Below are 16,404 nucleotides of genomic sequence, written 5' to 3' on the forward strand. Positions count from 1 at the left end.
TTATAGTACAAATCCTTTAGGAATAACAGCTCCTTTTTTTATTACCACAATACCTTCTTTTACGACATACTTATCAGTTTCTGCGTCTTCAAGATGAGGTCCGCCATTTATTCTCACGTCATCACCAATACGAACATTTTTATCTAAAATTGTATTTTTTATAAAACACCTTTCACCAATACCCACTAAAATTTCAGTTTTCATGGTATTAATGACTTCTAAAGATTCATAATCATCATTACCCATCATGTACGTATTAATTATAGTCGAATCTTTTCCTATTCTTGATCGAATACCAATTACAGATTTTTCTATTTTGGCAGCGCTGATAATACAACCTTCTGCAATTACGGCCTTATCTAGAGCTGTTCCTGAAATTTTTGAGGTTGGTAAAATTCGAGCATTGGTATACACACGTTGCTTAGTATCATATAAATTAAATTTTGGAAGATCGTCTGTAAAACCAATATTGGCTTCAAAAAACGAATCGATGTTTCCGATATCCGTCCAATAACCTTCATATTGATAGCTTAAAGTTTTATGTTTTTCAATAGACTGCGGAATAATTTCTTTACCAAAATCATTGGTATCTGGATTATTCATCAATTCGATTAATAAATCCCTATTGAATATATATATCCCCATAGACGCTAAATGATTTCTTCCCTGCGCCTGCATATCGTCACTTGTATGGGAAGTCCAATCTGGCAACAATTCAGTATCTGGTTTTTCTATAAATGAGGTCACAACGTTGTTGTCATCCGTTTTTAAAATGCCAAATGCAGTGGCTTCTTTTTCATTGACAGGTATGGTGGCAATGGAAATTTCTGCATTAGCATCAATATGAGCTTGAATCATATCATTAAAATCCATTTGATACAATTGATCACCAGACAAGATAAGTGCATACTCAAACTCGTGTCTTAAAAAATGGTGCATACTTTGTCTTACAGCATCTGCAGTACCCTGAAACCATGATTTACTCTCTGGAGTTTGCTCTGCGGCTAATACATCTACAAAGGCAGAACTAAAAAAACTAAAATGAAACGTATTCTTTATATGTCTATTTAATGACGCTGAATTAAACTGTGTAAGTACATACATCCGTTTAATATTTGAATTTATACAGTTGGAAATCGGAATATCGACCAATCTATACTTCCCTGCTATAGGGACGGCGGGTTTAGACCGTTTTTCTGTTAATGGATATAATCGAGATCCTTGACCTCCACCAAGTATAATTGATAATACGTTATCGTTAACCATATCTTTATCTAGTTTTTAGTTAATTGATTTATATAAGTCTATGTAAGCTTTAGCTGATACGTTCCAAGAATGATCAATGCCCATTATATGTTTTCTATTCGCTTTAAAACTCTCTGTATTGTAATAAAACTCTTTACCTCTATGGATTGATAACACCATATCTTGTACTGAAATATCATTATGGCAAATTCCGAAACCGTTATCTCCAATATCTATTACAGTATCCTTTAATCCTCCAATACGTCTAACTATTGGCACTGTACCATACCTTAAAGCATACATCTGATTAAGACCACAAGGCTCTACACGAGAAGGCATTAATAAAAAATCTGCACCTGCATAAATTATATGAGACAATTTCTCATCATACCCAATAAAAGCGTTATAATTTCCATTATGTTTTGGCATTAACCCAAATAATTGATTTTCAATATCCTTAGACCCAGATCCTAAAACAATGACTGATATATCTTTACTACGCAATGCATAATCTAGCGCATAAGGTAATAACTCTGCCCCTTTCTCGCCTACCAGCCTGCCTATGAATGCGAAGAGCGGTTTACTTTCATCTAAATTAAATTGAGAACAAAGCCATTTTTTATTAGCTTTTTTACCAGATTCTACTGTAGATTTTTTATAATTTTTTATGATATAGCTATCAGTTTCTGGATTCCAAACTTTAGAATCAATACCATTTAAAATACCGATAGCTTTAGAACTCTCATGTGCTAACAATGACTCTAGTCCATTGGCTTTAAGCTTTAGCTCTTCCATATAACTTGGAGACACAGTTGTAACTCTCCAAGCACATTTAATGGCGGCTGCTAATGGGTTAATCATGCCGTTCCACATTAAAAGTCCGACTTTTTCAATATTAAACCTTGGTATCTTATAAATATTATCATAAGCCATCCAACCTTGATATTGAGCGTTATGAATTGTGGTTATTACTGGTATCTTATTTAAAGTCTGGTATTTAAAACTTTCTTGAGTCATAAAGGGAATTAATCCCGTATGATGGTCATGGCAATGTATAAAATCTGGTATTACTTTTAAGGTTAGTATCCAATCTAAGGCCGCAATTTGGAAGGCTAAAAAGCGATTAGTGTCATTATCGGAATACACATCTTTTGTATATAGTAGATTTTCTATATGGACGAAAAATACATCAAACTCTAAAACAGAATCGTCAATTTTTAAAATATTGAAATTTACATCATTATTCCCTAACTTAACTTTAGCTTGATAAAGCGATGAAAACTCGTGTGATTGGGTAAACTTATTATTATAAAATGGCATTATAACAGAACTATGTGCCCCTAAGTCATTTTGGTATTTAGGTAATGCGCCAACAACATCTGCCAACCCACCTACCTTGGCTATTGGATAACATTCTGCACTTATATGAATAACCTTCATGGATCGAATTGTATTTTTGTCTGTTAAATTTAACAATAATAAAAACATAGGCAATTAAAATATTGAGAATGTTCGCTTAAAATTTAACTGAAATCAATTTTGTAATGTATTGAATAATAACACGACCAAAAAGACATCACAAAAACTATTTAATTAAAATATGAAAAAATTAGCGTTATTAATCATCATCACTGTATTTTTCAGCTGTAACGGAACGGCTCAAAAAAGTCAAACGAGTAATAAAGAAAGTTATGCTGTTACAAAAACTAAGGCTGAATGGAAAGAGCAGCTAACTGATGAGCAATATTACATATTGAGAGAAGCTGGGACAGAACGGCCATTTTCTAGTCCGTTAAATGATAATTCCGAAAAGGGAGTTTATCACTGTGCAGCCTGCAATACTCCATTATTTAAAAGTGAACATAAATTTGATTCAGGTACAGGATGGCCAAGTTTTGATAGAGAAATTAAAGGCAATGTTGCTTTCGGCACGGATACTAAGATTGGTTATACACGAGACGAAGAACACTGTGCAACTTGCGGTGGCCATTTAGGTCATGTATTTAATGATGGCCCAAAGAATACCACTGGTAAGCGTCACTGTATTAATGGTGCAGCTTTAAAGTTTGTTGCTGCTGAAGATTAAGTTGCAAATATTCTGGAATTGTATTTTTGACAGAGAAGATTGCTGGTTTTTATGTACTGAATAATGGACCATTCAGAAATCTTATCTATTCTAATATTATCGTTTTAGGCTATATCTAATGTACCCTGCGAGACAAATATACCATTTGCTCTTCTTAATTTTCAATTTAAAAATACGATAGATTTTTACGAGTCGCTCATAAATAAAAAAAAGAGATTATTTGGTTATTCACCAAATAATCTCTTTTTTATTTAAAGAAAATTTATATTATTTCTTGTAAACGACTTTTGCGTTTTTTGTCATTTCATCAAGGTCGTTCATTGTATCTACATACATGTAGTTGTTATTAAATGAACGTTCACCCTTTTTCCCTACTATAATATGCTTAACATCAAGATCTGGAGCATTAATTTCAACTTGGTCTTGTATTCTCATTGTTTTTCCACCTAAATCGGTATCAAGTTCTTCAATCGTTGAAATTACAATTAAGCGTTTCTGAGAAGCTCTAATTTCTTGGATCTCAAGATTATGTTCATTCCCTGTAACTTCTGCTTCTACCGTGATAGAACGTTCCATTTTATCTTCACCTGGCATATCAAAATCCAAATAAGGAACTTCAACTTCTTCTTCTTCCATAACCACGACTACTTTCGGAATTTCGACCATTTTAGTTTTTGTTCCGACATCTATATCGGCCCAATCCACATCATACTCAGGTAATTCACCAGAATCCGCATCCACATCGACATCTACCGTAGGTAATTCACCGCTTTCTTCTTTATCCACCTTACAACTAGTTATAAATAAGGCTACACATAATACTAATAAAATTTTTTTCATTATAAATATTTTTTTGGTTTAACTTAATTTGAACTTAACCTATAAGGTATCATCCAACTTTAGGCAAGTTACTGAGATAAGTAATATTACTTTGACCCATATAAAATTAACATTTGCGCATTTAAAAATTTCCGTTTGAAGATTAGTAGTATACGTCTTACTAAATGGGTTGGATCAGTAATCTCAAAATTGATAAGACCATGAATACGTTATTTTTATTTAATGACCTACTTATGGGACAAAGACTTCTTCTCATCTAGAGACTAAAATAAGTGTAGCTAGATAATTTGAAAAGAGACATCGTAGTTTATTTAAATATGATATTCATTGCATAGCATTTTTTTAAAGGAATTTCATATTTTTGTTCTTAATTTCAACATAAATAAACTTAAGCATGAGTAAATACGATATTATAGTATTAGGAAGTGGTCCAGGTGGCTACGTAACTGCCATTAGAGCGTCGCAATTAGGGTTTAAAACTGCCGTTGTAGAAAAAGAAAATCTTGGTGGAGTCTGCTTAAATTGGGGTTGTATACCTACAAAAGCACTTTTAAAATCTGCTCAAGTTTTCGAATATCTTAAACATGCAGAAGACTATGGATTAAAGGTTAAAGATGCCGAGCACGATTTTGATGCCGTTGTTAAACGTAGCCGTGGTGTTGCTGACGGTATGAGTAATGGTGTGAAATTTTTAATGAAAAAGAATAAAATCGATGTTATTGAAGGTTTTGGAAAACTTAAAGCTGGAAAGAAAGTTGATGTCGATGGTAAAGAATATACAGCTGACCATATTATAGTAGCGACAGGCGCACGTTCTCGTGAGTTACCAAGTTTGCCACAAGACGGTAAAAAAGTAATTGGTTATAGAGAAGCCATGAGCTTGAAGAAACAACCTAAAAAAATGATTGTCGTTGGTTCAGGAGCTATTGGTGTTGAGTTTGCATATTTTTATAACTCAATAGGCACCGAAGTTACAATCGTAGAATTCTTAGATAAAATTGTACCAGTTGAGGATGATGAAGTATCTAAACAATTGGAGCGTAGTTTTAAAAAATCTGGAATTAAAATTATGACCTCTTCAGAGGTGACTTCTGTTGACACTACGGGAAAAGGTGTTAAAGCTACAGTGAAAACAAAAAAGGGAGAAGAAATATTAGAAGCAGATATTGTATTATCAGCGGTAGGCATTAAATCTAATATAGAAAATATAGGATTAGAAGATGTTGGTATAGCTGTAGATAGAGATAAGATTTTAGTAAATGATTTTTACCAAACTAACATACCGGGCTACTATGCTATTGGAGATGTAACTCCGGGTCAAGCTTTAGCACACGTTGCATCTGCAGAAGGCATACTTTGTGTGGAAAAAATTGCAGGTCAGCATGTTGAAGCTCTAGATTATGGCAATATTCCTGGTTGTACGTATTGTTCTCCAGAAATTGCTAGTGTTGGTTTAACTGAAGCACAAGCCAAAGCACAGGGATATGAAATTAAGATTGGTAAATTCCCGTTCTCTGCATCTGGTAAAGCAAGTGCAAGTGGTGCAAAAGATGGTTTTGTAAAAGTGATTTTTGATGCAAAATATGGCGAATGGTTAGGCTGCCACATGATTGGTGCCGGAGTTACCGACATGATTGCGGAGGCTGTTTTAGGTCGAAAATTAGAAACTACTGGTCACGAAGTGTTAAAAGCCGTTCATCCACACCCAACGATGAGCGAAGCGGTTATGGAAGCTACAGCTGCTGCTTATGATGAAGTTATTCATCTTTAGAACTAGAAACTATAACAAACAAAAAGTTCCAGAATTATCTGGAACTTTTTTTATATCATTATTTATTGGTTGTTCCACTAGAACATAAAGCCTACGCCAAATTGCCATACTTCATTTTTTCCATCTACATTTTCAAAAAAGGTATCGTCTTTAAAAATACTTGTTAATCCCATTGTGTAACGTGCACTTAAAAAGAAACCGCTGTTAAATTTATAAGATGTTCCAAATGCTAAACTTGTATCAAAATCCTTCACGTAAGAATCATCTTCGTCAATTTCGAAATCACCACCATCTGAGTTTGGCTCGGAATCAAATTCTTCATGGATTTTAAATCCAAATTGAGGACCTGCTTCAACGCTCAACCCTTGCACTAAATACACTTTAAGTAATAAAGGAACTTGTATGTAATCTAATTGATATTCTACATTCTGGTCAGTATCAAACACATTATCTTGATCTATTTCTTGAATATCGAAACCTTGACCTGAGTAAAATACCTCTGGCTGAAAAGAAAATCTTTCAGAAATTGGGATTTCAGCAACCAAACCTGCATTAAAACTCGTTCTTGAATCTACCTCATTAAAATCATCACCAGTGAGCTTAGAAAAATTCACACCTCCCTTTGCTCCTAGTTGAAATGCTTTTGAATCGGACTGCGCATGAACCGATGTTAAAGCCATTAAAAATACTCCTGTAAAAACTATTAATTTTTTCATAATTATTATTGTTTTATTTGGGTTAAAAGCACAAAGCTAACAGCTAAAACATCAGTAAAAATAGCACTTAACAGCAGTTTAACAAGTTTTCAATTTTACCAAGAAAACAATCGTGAATGTTGAATAGGTAAGTCAACTCTATTACGAAAATGTTTGACTCTTTTCTAAAATGAGATGTAATTTACAGTTTATAGCCTAAACCCAAAAACACCACATTTGGTGATATTTTTTCAAAACCGATGGTATATTTTATATGTATATCTATGGCCGAGGCCGCATTATAAGTAAAAGCTAAATCTGCTCTAACCTTAAGTTTAGCATTTAAAAAATCAAAGAAATAGTTTAAACTCGGACCGACTAGAATATTAAATCTATTCTTAATGTTGTATTTAAAGTAAATTGGTACATTTAAAAAATCAAAATCCCCAAGACTGATATAAAGTAATTCCGGTTGAAAATGTAATTTTTCATCTATTTGAAAATCTAAAAAACCACCTGCATAATATCCCAACTCTACCTCTGGATCTGTACCAAATTCTCCTTCATCTACTTTGAAAAATGTAAAATTGAGTCCGCCTTTAATGCCAAATTCAACTTGAGCTTTTAGACTCAGAGTACTAAACATAGCCATGGAAACTATAATCAATTGCATTAAATTTTTCATCCCAAACAATTTTGATATTATCTACATTAGGGAGAAAAGAAGAATAACTAAGACGGATTTATAAAACTCTGTATAGCCAACTCATAACTTTGTAAACCAAAACCTAAAATCACACCTCTTGCATTTGGCGAAATAAACGATTTGTGTCTAAACTTTTCTCTTGCGAACGTATTAGAAATATGCACTTCTACGACAGGAACTGTAACTGCTTTTACTGCATCACCAATACCAATTGAAGTGTGAGTATAGGCGGCTGCATTTAATATGATACCATCATAAGAAAAACCAACTTCTTGAATTTTATCAATCAATTCACCTTCAATATTAGACTGAAAATACTCAAGCGATACCTCTGGATATTTTTTAACTATAGTATCAAAAAATTCAGTAAAGGTTAGATTACCATATATATTAGTTTCTCGTTTTCCTAATAAATTTAAATTAGGGCCATTGATGATGATTAGTTTTTTCATATAGTAAATATATTAAATTATGTCCATAAAAAAACCGAAGCCACAGCATCGGTTTTAATATAGTCTAACTTATTCTGTATATTGCAGCCTTATTATTATTTGGCAATATTTACAGCCCTGGTTTCCCTTATTACGGTCACTTTCACTTGACCTGGATAGGTCATATCCGTTTGAATTTTTTGAGATATCTCAAAAGATAAGCTCGCTGCCTTATCATCTGTTACTTTTTCACTTTCTACTATAACACGTAATTCTCTACCTGCTTGAATAGCATAGGCTTTCTTTACACCTGTAAATCCAAAAGCAACATCTTCTAAATCTTTTAATCGTTGAATATATGAATCCAATACTTGTCGTCTTGCTCCTGGTCTCGCGCCAGAAATAGCATCACAAACTTGAATTATAGGCGACAATAACGTTGTCATTTCAATTTCATCGTGGTGTGCGCCAATTGCATTGCATACTTCTGGTTTTTCACCATGTTTTTCTGCCCATTGCATTCCTAAAATAGCATGAGGAGTTTCAACATCTGTTTCAGATGACGGTACTTTTCCAATATCATGTAATAATCCTGCACGTTTTGCTAGCTTAGGATTTAAGCCCAATTCTGCAGCCATTACACCACAAAGTTTAGCAACTTCACGTGAGTGCTGCAATAAATTCTGACCATATGAAGAACGGTATTTCATACGACCTACCATTTTTATTAATTCTGGATGTAAACCATGAATTCCTAAATCTATAACAGTGCGTTTACCAACTTCTATAATTTCTTGTTCAATTTGTTTTTCTGTTTTTCTAACGATTTCTTCAATACGTGCGGGGTGTATTCTTCCATCGGTAACCAATTTGTGTAATGACAAACGCGCAATTTCACGTCTTACAGAATCAAAACAAGATAAGATAATAGCTTCTGGAGTATCATCGACAATAATTTCCACACCTGTTGCAGCTTCGATAGCTCTAATGTTTCTACCTTCTCTACCAATTATTCTTCCTTTAACATCGTCACTTTCAATATTGAATACAGATACGCAATTATCAACCGCCTCTTCCGTACCAATACGTTGAATGGTATTAATAATAATTTTCTTAGCTTCTTGCTGAGCAGTTAATTTTGCTTCTTCCAAATGATCTTGTATAAATACTTGGGCATCTGTTTTAGCTTCTTCTTTAAGCGATTGCACTAACTGTTCTTTAGCTTCTTCTGCTGACAATGACGAAATAACTTCGAGTTGTTTAATTTGATTTTTATGTGCTTTTTCGATTTCCTCTTGTTTCTTATCGAGAAATTCCATTCTAAAATCATAATCTTTAATTTTCGATTCTAAAGATTGGGTTGATTTTTTAGATTTAGACAGTTCGCTAGAAACTTGAGATTCTTTATCTCTTATTCGTTTTTCAGCTTCTGCCATTTTTTTGTCACGAGATAAAATAACTTTTTCGTGCTCAGATTTTAATTCAATGAATTTTTCTTTAGCCTGAAGCATTTTATCCTTTTTAATGGATTCCCCATCAGATTTTGCCTGTTTTATAATTGATTTAGATTCATTTTTTGCATTAAGAATTAATTTTGAGGCTTTACTTTTTTCTAATGACTTAGCGATTATATATCCTAGTATTATACCTACTATTAGCCCGCCAATTATATATATAATTGTGTAAGTGTCCATGTTTATTATTTAGTTTAGTATATAAAAAAAGCCTACATAAGTTATCGGTTTTGTATAAACTCCTTAAAAACAAGTTTAGGGCTAACAAGCTGATCAAAAATCTGCCTGAGATACTTTAGATACTGAAATAAATTCAGCATAAAGCACTAGCAGCACGATTTTACAACTTAAACTCACCCTTTTTAAAGAATTAACGTTGAGTTTATCAAAAAATGTAACTAATGTAGGCAGTAACCTTTTATTTTTAAGAACGTACGAGTTAAATATGAGCTTGTAAGAGTTCATTCAAAGCTTCTAACTTGTCTTGAACTTCTTCATTTACATATTCTTTATCTATAGACTTTTGCTCTACTTGAGCTGCAAATTGCAAGGCACACATGGCCAATACATCTTGTTTATCTCTAACAGAATAATTCTGCTCAAATTGCCCAATCATAGCCTCAATTTTTTTTGTGGCTTTCCGTAAACCTTCTTCTTGGCCTGGGTTTATCGTTAACGGATAAACTCTATTGGCTATAGACAGTTTAATTTTTAATTGTTCTGACATATTATTACGTCTAATTTACAACATTATTCTGAAAGTTGTCCAATACAATGGTCTATATCCCTAATAAGTGTATTTATCTTGAGCTTCGTTTCTCGCTTATTTTCGTCACTACCAAGCATCGAATTTGCCATTTTGAGCGTATCATGTTTTTCAATCCAACCAGCAATTTCATCTTGCTGTATTAAAAGTTTTTGTTGTTGCTCCTCTAATTGTTCTGAGAGTTTAGCGTTGGTTTGTTTTAAAACCTCTTGCTTATGTAAAATCTTACTGATTTTATTCTCTAAAGCATCAACAATGTCTTCTATTTTACTCATTAAAGCAATTCAATACTATTAAAACAAAGTTAACATACCTAATGATAAAACACAATTCTTTTTTGATTATTTTTTAAATTTTAAAAGATAAATTGAGATGTATATATGCTAAGAAACTCGGTATAGCCTATATAATTAATGGGTTTAATTTATTTTTTAAAAACCGTCTTAACAACATTACTTAATTGAGAATTACTTATATTAATTACACCTCAAACTTCTCATTATTAGCTTATAAACTCCATTATATTTATTAAATAATCACGGTCTTCTCCATTTATATTAAAACGCACGGCAGTCTACTAAATCTTAATTTCATAACTCAAAAAAATAAAATACTTTATAAAATCTTAGAGTTTATAAACGGATCACTTCAAGTTACATTAACATCTTCCAATTTACTATTCTATTAATCAACAATTTACTTTATATTAATCATATTAATAGTTTGACTACAAGTGTATTATTTATAATAAAATAACTAAAGGTTAAGCCTGTCATTCTTCAATGAATTGTAAGTTTTTCAAATCAAAAATTATAAGTAATTACATTGGTAAATTGTTCTCAAATTAATATTTTAGCTTAATCTATGAAAAATTTGTTACTCTTTCTTCTTCTTACCTGTTCGGTGTATGGACAATCTGAATATCCTCAGGACTATTTTAGAAATCCACTCGATATTCCATTAGTTCTTGCCGGTTCTTTTGCAGAATTGCGATCTACACATTTTCATGGAGGATTAGACATTAAAACTCAACAAAGAGAAGGGTTAAACGTATATACTGCTGCAGAAGGCTACATAAGTAGAATAAAAATATCAGAATTCGGTTATGGAAAAGCGATTTATATTACGCACCCTAATGGCTACACCACTGTCTATGGCCATCTTAAAAGATTTTCACAACGTTTAGAGGATTATATAAAAGAATGCCAATATAAAAACGAAAGTTTTGAAGTAGAAGTTTACCCTAATTCGGAAGAATTATTAGTCGAAGCCAATGAATTAATTGCTTATTCTGGTAATACTGGCAGCTCTGGTGGACCACATTTACATTTCGAAATCAGAGATAATCAAGAAAGACCTTTAAATCCATTATTATTTGGCTTTGAAGTCAAAGATACTAAAGCACCATATGTTACTGCTGTTTTTGCTTATCCTAAAGATGCGAGTTCTACTATAAATGGTAAAAACGAACGTGTTGAATTACGTTTAATACCAAAAGAAACAGGCGCTTATGAGGTCGAAAAAATAACCGCTTACGGTAATATAGGGTTTGGCATCGTTTCTAATGACAAACAAGATTTGGCACCAAATAATAATGGGATTAGTAATATTCAGACGTTCTTTAATGGCAATAAAAGCTTGGAAGTTGATTTTAAACGGTTCAGTTTTGATGAAACTAAACACATTAGACGCTACGTGGATTATGAATATTATAGAGATAAAAAATCAAAAATTCAAAAATTATTTATTGAACAAAATAATCCTTTAAGTCTTTTTAAAGATGCCTATGATAATGGATATGTTTTGGTACAAGATAGTACAGCTTCTGTTTATAAAATAAAAATTAATGATTACCATAAAAACGAAACGTGGGTGACCATACCAATCGAAGGTAAGCCTGAAACCATTAATTACGATAACATTGTAGATGTATCCAATAAAATCATGGTATATAGTGACAAACCAACCACATTGTCTTCAGGATTTGTTACAGTTAATTTTTATAATAATACACTATATGATGACACTTATATAGATTTTAAAGTAAGTTCTGATACGCTTTTTCTAGACGACGATAAAATCCCGATGCAAAAGAACTTTTATATAAATTACGATTTAAGTAATTATAAAAGTGAGCATCAAGAAAAACTATTTGTTGCGAGGTACTATGGAAATTATTGGAAACCTTATTACGTATCCAGCACCCGCAAAGGTAATATCTTAACCGCCAAAACTAAATCTTTAGGAACTTTCGCTCTCGCTACAGATACCGTACCTCCAACGATTAAACCCGTTAACTTTCAAAATAAAAAATGGATCAGTAAATACAGATATCTAAAAGTTAAAATCACAGACGATCTTTCTGGAGTTAGTAAATATAGAGCCACAGTTAATGGCAAATGGATTCTTATGGAATACGATTATAAAACAAATACGTTAATACATGATTTTAATGATAACATTGTTAAAGATACCAAAAACGAATTAAAAATAATTGTAACCGATAATGTTGGAAATAGTTCTACATTTGAAGCAACCTTTTTTAGAAAATAAATTAAAAATTACTATACCGCTAAGCTTTTTAACGTTTAATAATACCTGATTTTAGAGGCAAACGTAGTTTGAAGATGGTATTCGGTAATTATTAAAATTATTAGCTAAACCCAAATTTGAACTAACGTAAAACAATACATACTTGAAACGAATTCAATTTATCCTCTTACTAAGCTTACTTTTTAGTGCGCTTTCTTTTTCACAATCATCAATTATTAGAGGTGTTATTTTAGATGAAGCCAATATGCCGATTGAAGGCGTTAACATTAAAGCGAATACTGGTGAAGGTACAGCTACAAATAGTAATGGATTTTACGAACTTAAAGTACCTTCAGAAATAGAAGTAACTCTTATCTTTACTCACATATCACACAAACATGTAGAACAGAAGTTCAACTTAAAAAATGGTCAGGAAATAGAATATAACCCTGTACTGCTCATTGATGTCGAACAAATTGCAACTGTAGTAATTAATACCAATACTCGTCTTTCCATTGAAGGTGTTGTTTCCATCGACCCGTCAACATTGAGAACAATAAAAGGGGCACAGCCCGGTGTAGAAAACATTTTAAAAACCTTGCCTGGGGTTAATATCTCGAATGAACTAAGTACACAATACTCCGTAAGAGGTGGAAATTTTGACGAGAACCTAGTTTACGTTAATGAAATTGAAGTTTATAGACCTTTTTTAATTCGCTCAGGAAATCAAGAAGGATTGAGTTTTGTAAACACGGATATGGTGCACAACGTGGATTTCTCAGCAGGTGGGTTTCAAGCTAAATATGGAGATAAATTATCGTCTGTATTAGATATCACTTATCGGAATCCGGTGAATTTTGGGATTAGAACAGATTTAAGCTTGTTAGGCGGAAGCCTTACTGCCGAGACGGTTTCGAAAGATGGTAAATTTTCAGGTATTGCTGGCGTACGGTACAGAGATAATAGCTTATTGCTCAATAGTCTGGAAACAGAAGGTAATGTAGAACCTGTTTTTGCGGATGCTCAGACTTATTTGACTTATCGATTTTCAAGTAAGTTCCATTTAAATTTTCTCGGAAATATCTCATTGAACAAATACAACTTTCAACCTGAAAACAGACAAACCAATTTTGGTACCTTAGAAGATCCTATAGCACTCTTAGTGTTTTATGATGGCCAAGAAAAAGACCAATATCAAACCTACTTCGGTGCATTTAAAGCCAATTATTTTGCTAATGAAGATGTAACACTAAAATTGGTGGCATCAGCTTATCACACTACAGAACAAGAATATTTCGACATTTTAGCACAGTATCGTTTAGGAGAAGTCAATACTAATATTGGGGATGAGAATTTAGGTGAAGTGGAGTTTAGTGAAGGTATTGGTTCGCAATTAACACATGCGCGTAACGATTTGGATGCGTTTATAATTAATGCAGAACACCGAGGAGATTATAAAATTGATAATGAAAGCACTTTAGAATGGTCTGTAAAATACACGCACGAAGATATTAGGGATCGATTAGCAGAATATGAAGTAATTGACTCCGCAGGCTTCTCCATTAGACCGCCTCGTTTTAGCGAACCTAATTCTCAGCCTTACACTCCGTTTGCAGGACCAATAACCGCTTTTGAAAACATTAGAGCGCTTAATTTTATTAAGATTAACAGACTTCAAGCGTTTGCACAATACAGTAAACGAACCACTTGGAACGACCATGAGATTTTCTATAATGCCGGCGTAAGAACACATACTTGGTCTGTTAGTGGAGATGGTATTTCTGATGGAGAAGCACAGACTGTTGTTAGTCCAAGAGCTCAATTTGCCATTAAACCAAATTGGCAAAAAGACATGCTTTTTAGAGTCGCAGGAGGTTTATATTATCAACCACCGTTTTATAGAGAATTACGAGATTCGTCAGGTACAGTAAAACCAAATGTAAAAGCGCAACAATCGTTTCATATTGTTTTAGGTAACGAATATAGTTTCGAGATTTGGGAAAGACCTTTCAAACTGGTGACCGAAGCTTATTACAAAGGGATGTCTGACGTAAATCCATACACCCTTGAAAATGTCAGAATTCGTTATAGTGCTGATAATAATGCCAAAGCATACGCTTATGGGTTAGACTTAAGGCTTAATGGAGAATTTGTACCCGGTACAGAATCTTGGTTCAGCTTTGGCTATTTAAAAACTGAAGAAAATATTGATAACCGTGGCTATATTTCGAGACCAACTGATCAGCGTTTAAAGTTTGGAGCTTTGTTTCAAGATTATGTACCCAATATGCCCGACTTAAAAATGTACTTGAATCTGGTTTACAACACAGGAGTTCCTGGAGGATCGCCTAGTTACGCAGACCCTTATGTTTATCAGCTTAGATTGCGAGATTATAGACGTGCTGATTTAGGAATTTCATATCAATTGGTCAATCCTGAAAAGACCTACACCTCTAATTGGAAAAAATCAGTGAAAGAACTTTCCATTGGTTTCGAAATTTATAACATGTTTAACAATCAAAATTCAATAACCAATACTTGGGTAAGAGATGTTTATTCTAAAGCACAATATGCTATTCCTAATTATTTGACACCACGCGTTTTTAATGTGAGATTATCGGCTAGGTTTTAAAAAATATCTAGGAATTTACAAACTCTTTTAAAATGCTAATGACATAATCCAATTCTTCTTTTGTATTATAAATACTGAATGAAAAGCGGACTGATGGCCGTCTCAATTGGTCGTCATTTAAAATTTCAGTTAACACATGCGAAGATTGGTTGCTACCACTCTGACAAGCGCTCCCTTTAGAACAAGCAATGCCTTTTAGATCAAGTTGAAATTGTAACATCGGTGCTTTCTCGGGCGCAATCGGCAAACATACATTGACTAAGGTGTAAGTACTATTGATGGCATCATCGCATCCACCATTAAAACTGGCTTTCGGTAGATGTTTTTTTATTTCTTGAATGAAATATGTTTTTAAACCTGAGACAAATTCCTTTTCAGTTTCAAGATTGGCATAAGCGATTTTTAAAGCTTCGTCCATCCCAATAATGTTATGAATAGATTCTGTTCCTGCTCTATAACCTCGCTCTTGTTCACCTCCAAAAATCAAAGGTTTTAGACCAGAGTCTTTTCTGATATAACAAAACCCTACACCTTTGGGGCCATGAAACTTATGTGCGCTCGCTGCTAAAAAATCAATAGAAACTTCTTTTAAGTCTATCTTATAATGTCCAACAGACTGTACGGTATCTGTATGAAACATGGCCTTATATTTTTTACAAAGTTGAGCAACTCGGCTTAGGTTTAAAATATTACCGACCTCATTATTAATATGCATTAAACTGACTAGAGCTTTGTTACCCGATTGTAGCAGTTCTTCTAAATGCTCATAATCTACCTGCCCACATGCATCAATGTTTACAAACTTCAATGCTATATTATATTCATTTTGTAATTGTTCCGCAGTATGTAAAACGGCGTGATGCTCTATTTTAGATGTGATAATTTCTGTAACTCCTAAATCTCTAACCGCACTACGTAACGCCAAATTATCGGCTTCTGTGCCACCCGAAGTAAATACAATTTCTGAAGCAGAAACGTTAAAGTATAACGCAATATTTTTTCGACATTGCTCCAAAAGCGCTTTAGAAGAACGACCAAAACTATGTGTGGATGAAGCATTACCGTAATTGTCGTTTAAAACCTCCACCATACGCTCAATAACTTCGGGTCTTATACTAGTTGTGGCTGCATTATCTAAATATATTTGCTTCATATTTTATACTTCTTTGCTGCAAAAATATTGTAA

General features: G+C 33.2%; 14 protein-coding genes and 1 other RNA gene. 4 read left to right on the plus strand and 11 right to left on the minus strand.

Annotated elements, in window-relative coordinates:
* Positions 1-1,266 carry a glucose-1-phosphate adenylyltransferase gene (locus QMA06_RS05230; RefSeq protein ID WP_290205822.1) on the minus strand — a complete coding sequence of 422 codons (1,266 nt, stop codon included), beginning with the start codon at positions 1,264-1,266 and terminating at the stop codon, positions 1-3.
* A 15-nt stretch (positions 1,267-1,281) separates the two neighbouring features.
* Positions 1,282-2,685 (minus strand): glycogen synthase, encoded by a 1,404-nt coding sequence (locus QMA06_RS05235; protein WP_290205823.1) that lies wholly within the window; start codon positions 2,683-2,685, stop codon positions 1,282-1,284.
* A 160-nt stretch (positions 2,686-2,845) separates the two neighbouring features.
* Here QMA06_RS05235 and msrB point away from each other — a divergent pair, with 160 nt between their 5' ends.
* On the plus strand, positions 2,846-3,331 hold the full coding sequence (gene msrB / locus QMA06_RS05240; protein WP_290205824.1) for a peptide-methionine (R)-S-oxide reductase MsrB: 486 nt from the start codon (positions 2,846-2,848) through the stop codon (positions 3,329-3,331).
* A 267-nt stretch (positions 3,332-3,598) separates the two neighbouring features.
* On the opposite strand, the gene QMA06_RS05245 is transcribed toward msrB, so the two are convergent.
* Entirely contained in the window at positions 3,599-4,171 is a 573-nt protein-coding gene (locus QMA06_RS05245; protein ID WP_290205825.1) for a hypothetical protein, read from the minus strand.
* A 394-nt stretch (positions 4,172-4,565) separates the two neighbouring features.
* On the opposite strand from QMA06_RS05245, the gene lpdA reads away from it, so the two are divergent.
* Positions 4,566-5,942: a dihydrolipoyl dehydrogenase gene (gene lpdA, locus QMA06_RS05250; protein ID WP_290205826.1), complete on the plus strand. Its 1,377-nt coding sequence runs from the start codon at positions 4,566-4,568 to the stop codon at positions 5,940-5,942.
* A gap of 77 nt (positions 5,943-6,019) precedes the next feature.
* On the opposite strand, the gene QMA06_RS05255 is transcribed toward lpdA, so the two are convergent.
* The 7 genes from QMA06_RS05255 to QMA06_RS05285 form a co-directional block, all read right to left on the minus strand.
* The gene (locus tag QMA06_RS05255; protein ID WP_290205827.1) at positions 6,020-6,658 is read right to left on the minus strand and encodes a porin family protein; all 639 of its coding nucleotides are present in this window, start codon (positions 6,656-6,658) and stop codon (positions 6,020-6,022) included.
* A 181-nt stretch (positions 6,659-6,839) separates the two neighbouring features.
* Positions 6,840-7,322, minus strand: a complete 483-nt coding sequence (locus QMA06_RS05260; RefSeq protein WP_290205828.1) for an outer membrane beta-barrel protein — start codon at positions 7,320-7,322, stop codon at positions 6,840-6,842.
* A 47-nt stretch (positions 7,323-7,369) separates the two neighbouring features.
* On the minus strand, positions 7,370-7,795 hold the full coding sequence (gene aroQ / locus QMA06_RS05265; RefSeq protein WP_290205829.1) for a type II 3-dehydroquinate dehydratase: 426 nt from the start codon (positions 7,793-7,795) through the stop codon (positions 7,370-7,372).
* A 95-nt stretch (positions 7,796-7,890) separates the two neighbouring features.
* Positions 7,891-9,468 carry a ribonuclease Y gene (gene rny, locus QMA06_RS05270; protein WP_290205830.1) on the minus strand — a complete coding sequence of 526 codons (1,578 nt, stop codon included), beginning with the start codon at positions 9,466-9,468 and terminating at the stop codon, positions 7,891-7,893.
* A gap of 56 nt (positions 9,469-9,524) precedes the next feature.
* Positions 9,525-9,670, minus strand: a non-coding RNA gene (gene ssrS / locus QMA06_RS05275) — 6S RNA.
* Between the two features lie 57 nt (positions 9,671-9,727).
* Positions 9,728-10,015 (minus strand): cell division protein ZapA, encoded by a 288-nt coding sequence (locus tag QMA06_RS05280; RefSeq protein ID WP_290205831.1) that lies wholly within the window; start codon positions 10,013-10,015, stop codon positions 9,728-9,730.
* Between the two features lie 23 nt (positions 10,016-10,038).
* Positions 10,039-10,329 (minus strand): hypothetical protein, encoded by a 291-nt coding sequence (locus tag QMA06_RS05285; protein ID WP_290205832.1) that lies wholly within the window; start codon positions 10,327-10,329, stop codon positions 10,039-10,041.
* A gap of 589 nt (positions 10,330-10,918) precedes the next feature.
* Here QMA06_RS05285 and QMA06_RS05290 point away from each other — a divergent pair.
* Positions 10,919-12,607 carry a M23 family metallopeptidase gene (locus QMA06_RS05290; protein ID WP_290205833.1) on the plus strand — a complete coding sequence of 563 codons (1,689 nt, stop codon included), beginning with the start codon at positions 10,919-10,921 and terminating at the stop codon, positions 12,605-12,607.
* Positions 12,608-12,749: 142 nt separating this feature from the next.
* Complete coding sequence (locus QMA06_RS05295) at positions 12,750-15,218, plus strand: TonB-dependent receptor (protein ID WP_290205834.1); 2,469 nt, start codon at positions 12,750-12,752, stop codon at positions 15,216-15,218.
* 7 nt (positions 15,219-15,225) lie between these two features.
* On the opposite strand, the gene QMA06_RS05300 is transcribed toward QMA06_RS05295, so the two are convergent.
* Complete coding sequence (locus tag QMA06_RS05300; protein WP_290205835.1) at positions 15,226-16,371, minus strand: cysteine desulfurase family protein; 1,146 nt, start codon at positions 16,369-16,371, stop codon at positions 15,226-15,228.
* Positions 16,372-16,404: the final 33 nt, after the last annotated feature.

This window comes from Winogradskyella bathintestinalis, from assembly GCF_030407435.1.
GTDB lineage: Bacteria > Bacteroidota > Bacteroidia > Flavobacteriales > Flavobacteriaceae > Winogradskyella > Winogradskyella bathintestinalis.